Source organism: Dietzia sp. UBA5065, assembly GCA_002415925.1.
Taxonomy (GTDB): domain Bacteria; phylum Actinomycetota; class Actinomycetes; order Mycobacteriales; family Mycobacteriaceae; genus Dietzia.
Genome location: DIAZ01000127.1, coordinates 17,333 through 21,017 on the forward strand (window position 1 = coordinate 17,333; position 3,685 = coordinate 21,017).

Sequence of the window (3,685 nt, forward strand, 5' to 3'; positions counted from 1 at the left end):
CGCTCGGTGCGCATGAACTCCTCCAGGACGGCCAGCCCGGCCAGGTCGAGGTCGTTGGTGGGCTCGTCCAGGAGCAGGACGTCGTACTGGCTGAGCAGCACCGCGCTGAGGTTGACGCGCGCGGCCTGCCCGCCGGACAGCGCGGACATCGGCAGGTCCAGCACGGCGCCGTCGAGCCCGAGGCGTGCGGCGGTCACCGGGATCCGTTCGTCGAGGTCGCCACCGCCGAGCGCCAGCCACCTCTCGAGGGCGTCGCCGTAGGCCTCCGCGGCGGCGTCCGAGTCGGCCAACCGCTCCGCGAGCGCGTCCATGTGCGCCTGCGCGTCGGCGACCCCGGTGACGCGGTGCAGGAAGTCGCGGACCACCTCGTCGTCGACCCTCTCCACCTCCTGGCGGAGGAGGCCGACCGTCGCCTGCGGGGGGCTCACGGTGACCGCCCCCGACATCTCGGCGTCGGGGTGGCCGGACAGGGCGTGGAGGAGCGTCGACTTGCCGGCCCCGTTGGGACCGGTGAGGCCCCAGACGTCACCCGCCGCGACGACGAGGTCGAGCCCGTCGAACAGGGTCCGCGCCCCCCGCGAGGCACCGAGGCCGCGGGCGGTCAGGGTGGCGGTCATGACCGGGCCGCCTGCACCCGGGCGCTGGTGTGGAGGCAGATCGAGGCCGCGGTGACGATGTTCAGGCTCTCCGCGCGACCCCGGATGGGGATCCGGACCCGCAGATCGGCGGCGTCGACGAGAGGGGCCGGGACGCCGTGGGCCTCGTTGCCGAAGACCCAGGCGGTCGGCCGGGCGAGGAGGTCGTCGGCGCGTTCGACGTCCACCTCGCCGTGGGCGGTCGCGACGGCCACCTGGAGGCCCAGCGCGTGGGCGCGGGAGACGAGGCCCGCCTCGGCGATCCCCCGCACGACCGGTAGGTGGAACAGGCTCCCCGCGGACGCGCGGACCGCCTTGGTGTTCTCCGGGTCGACCCCGCCCTCGGTGAGCCACACCGCGTCGGCGCCCAGGGCGTCCGAGACGCGGATGAGCGTGCCGACGTTCCCCGGCTCCGCCAGGGCCTGACCCACGGCGACGAGCCGCGGTGCCCCCTCGCCGGGCGCCGCCGGGTCGCGCACCACCGAGCGACACAGCGCGACGATCCCCGTGGGCGAGACTGTGTCCGACAGGGACCGGACCGCGCGATCGGTCACCACGGAGACGGTGACGCCGGCCGCCGAGGCGGACGCGACGAGCCCGGCGAACCGCTCGAGCGCGTCCTCGGTGCAGAAGACCTCGGCCGCGGCGCCACTCGTGAGGGCGGCCTCGACCGAGTTGGCCCCCTCCGCCAGGAACCGGCCCGCCTTGCGCCGGGCCGCGGCGCGGTGGAGCTTGGACGCGGAAACGACCCGCGGGGTCCGTTCGGTGAACGGTTCCGCGGGTCGTCCCGTGCCCTCCTCGGGCCTATCTGGATTGGTCAAGTCGCAGACGTCAGGCAGCCGGGGCGTTGAGGTCGGCCGGCAGCGCCGCGCGGGCCACCTCGACCAGCGCCGTGAAGGCGGCCGGGTCGGTGACGGCGAGGTCGGCGAGGACCTTGCGGTCCACCTCCACCTCGGCAAGCTTGAGGCCCTGGACAAAGCGGTTGTAGGTCATGTCGTTGGCGCGGGCCGCGGCGTTGATGCGGGTGATCCACAGCTTCCGGAAGTCACCCTTGCGGGCGCGACGGTCACGGTAGCTGTAGGTCATCGAGTGGAGCATCTGCTCCTTGGCCTTGCGGTACAGGCGCGAACGCTGTCCCCGGTAGCCCTTGGTCGACTCGAGTACGGTCCTACGCTTCTTCTGGGCGTTGACGGCCCTCTTCACGCGTGCCACTGGAAAATCCTCACTGATCTTGGATGGTCGCGTAGACGGCGACCGAAGGTTCTACGTATGTAAAGAGGGCTCAGAGCCCGAGAAGCCGCTTGATGCGGGGGACGTCAGCCGGGGCGACGTCGGTGCGGCCGTCCAGGCGACGGGTGCGCTTGGTGGGCTTCTTCTCCATGATGTGGCGGCGGTTGGCCTGCTGGCGCACCAGCTTGCCGCTCCCGGTCTTCCGGAAACGCTTGGCGGTGCCCTTGTGGGTCTTCATCTTCGGCATGATCGGTCTTCCTCACATGGTTCGTCCCGAGAGACCGGTGAGGTCTCGGGTGAGCGGACGGCGTGCGTCCTCTGGTCTGGTCGGAGCGGTACTCCCGGTGGGACTACTCCGAGGCGGGGTCGGTGACCTTGGACTCCTGCGCCTTGACGCGGGTCTTGGCACCCTTGTGGGGGGCCACGACCATCGTCATGTTGCGGCCGTCCTGCTTGGCGCTGGTCTCGACGTATCCGTAGTCGGTGATGTCGTCCGCGAGACGCTGGAGCAACCGGTACCCGAGTTCGGGTCGGGACTGCTCGCGCCCGCGGAACATGATCGTCACCTTGACCTTGGAGCCCTTCTCCAGGAAACGGACGACGTTCCCCTTCTTGGTCTCGTAGTCATGGGTGTCGATCTTCGGCCGGAGCTTCTGCTCCTTGACCACGGTCTGCTGCTGGTTCTTCCGCGACTCGCGCTCTTTCTGCGCCGCCTCGTACTTGAACTTTCCGTAGTCCATGATCTTGCAGACCGGCGGGCGCGCGGTGGGCGCGACCTCGACGAGGTCCAGATCGGCCTCCAGGGCCAGACGAAGTGCATCCTCGACGCGAACGATCCCCACCTGCTCGCCCCCGGGGCCGACGAGTCGGACTTCGGGGACACGGATTCGTTCGTTGATACGTGCTTCGGCGCTGATGGGCCCTCCTCGGTAGATGGTGCTCTGTCACGACCACTGGCGCGGTCGCGCATACGCCCTCGAGGGACCCCGGGCCCACCGGGAACACCGGTGGAACCGAGAAGGCCCCACGGCGTCAACGCCGGGGGCCTCTCACTCCTCACCCGTCGACGACGAATCACCTGCGATGCACTCGCAGACCCCTCGCCGGGGGTGGTGACCATCAAACTGCCCTGTGTTGGTGACAACTCCGGGCGTCGGATGGTGGGAGATCAGGCTCCTCTTGGACGTCGGAACCCGCTATGTAGCGGGTTCCCACAGTCGATGGATAACTGTACCAGGATCTGCCGGTACCCCCAAACAGGCCCAGGCGTCCGGGGAGGCGCGGCCCGTGGGACAGTGGTCGGCATGAACACCGACCAGCCCTCGTCGGCCGACCAGGCTCCCGAGACCTCCCCCGACGAGCACATCGATGCGCGCGAGGTCGAGATCCTGGATCTCGCCGACGTGCCCGCGCAGGAGATCATCTTCCGCTCGATCGTCGTCCTCATGAGCGCGGCCGCCGAGAAGCTCGGGCTCTCCGACGACGACCCCGCGGAGAGCCCGCACCTGGACCTCGACGAGTCCCGCAAGCTCATCACGTCACTGGCCGGCCTCGTGGCCGGGTCCGCCGAGTACCTCGGCCCGCAGGCGGGAGTGGTGCGCGACGGCCTCCAGGGCCTGCAGCGCGCGTTCCGCGAGTCCAGCGCGTTCCCGGACGAGCCCGGTGAGGGGCCCGGCGAGAAGTTCACCGGCCCCGTCTACTGACGTCGGTCACCGCAACGCCCGCGCCTTGCGCGCGGCAGAGGCCGCGGTCTTGCCCGCCGGGGTCTTCTTGGCCGGGGCCTTCTTGGCCGGGGCCTTCTTGGCCGGGGTCTTCTTGGC

The 3,685-nt window shown here is 70.4% G+C and carries 6 protein-coding genes; 1 reads left to right on the top strand and 5 read right to left on the bottom strand.

Translation table 11 applies throughout. The features are described from left to right. From B4M60_RS09940 to infC, 5 genes are all read right to left on the bottom strand, one after another. Positions 1-617 (bottom strand): ATP-binding cassette domain-containing protein (locus tag B4M60_RS09940; RefSeq protein WP_291083027.1); only part of this gene is annotated, 617 nt, incomplete at its 3' end. Continuing rightward, on the bottom strand, positions 614-1,456 hold the full coding sequence (locus B4M60_RS09945; RefSeq protein WP_291083030.1) for a TrmH family RNA methyltransferase: 843 nt from the start codon (positions 1,454-1,456) through the stop codon (positions 614-616). The genes B4M60_RS09940 and B4M60_RS09945, both read right to left, overlap by 4 nt. A 10-nt stretch (positions 1,457-1,466) precedes the next feature. Then, the gene (rplT, locus tag B4M60_RS09950) at positions 1,467-1,847 is read right to left on the bottom strand and encodes a 50S ribosomal protein L20 (protein ID WP_291083033.1); all 381 of its coding nucleotides are present in this window, start codon (positions 1,845-1,847) and stop codon (positions 1,467-1,469) included. Positions 1,848-1,917: 70 nt separating this feature from the next. Then, the gene (rpmI, locus tag B4M60_RS09955) at positions 1,918-2,112 is read right to left on the bottom strand and encodes a 50S ribosomal protein L35 (RefSeq protein ID WP_291083036.1); all 195 of its coding nucleotides are present in this window, start codon (positions 2,110-2,112) and stop codon (positions 1,918-1,920) included. Positions 2,113-2,215: 103 nt separating this feature from the next. After that, positions 2,216-2,800, bottom strand: a complete 585-nt coding sequence (gene infC, locus B4M60_RS09960) for a translation initiation factor IF-3 (RefSeq protein ID WP_291083080.1) — start codon at positions 2,798-2,800, stop codon at positions 2,216-2,218. Between the two features lie 369 nt (positions 2,801-3,169). Here infC and B4M60_RS09965 point away from each other — a divergent pair, with 369 nt between their 5' ends. Beyond that, positions 3,170-3,568: a hypothetical protein gene (locus B4M60_RS09965; RefSeq protein ID WP_291083039.1), complete on the top strand. Its 399-nt coding sequence runs from the start codon at positions 3,170-3,172 to the stop codon at positions 3,566-3,568. Positions 3,569-3,685: the final 117 nt, after the last annotated feature.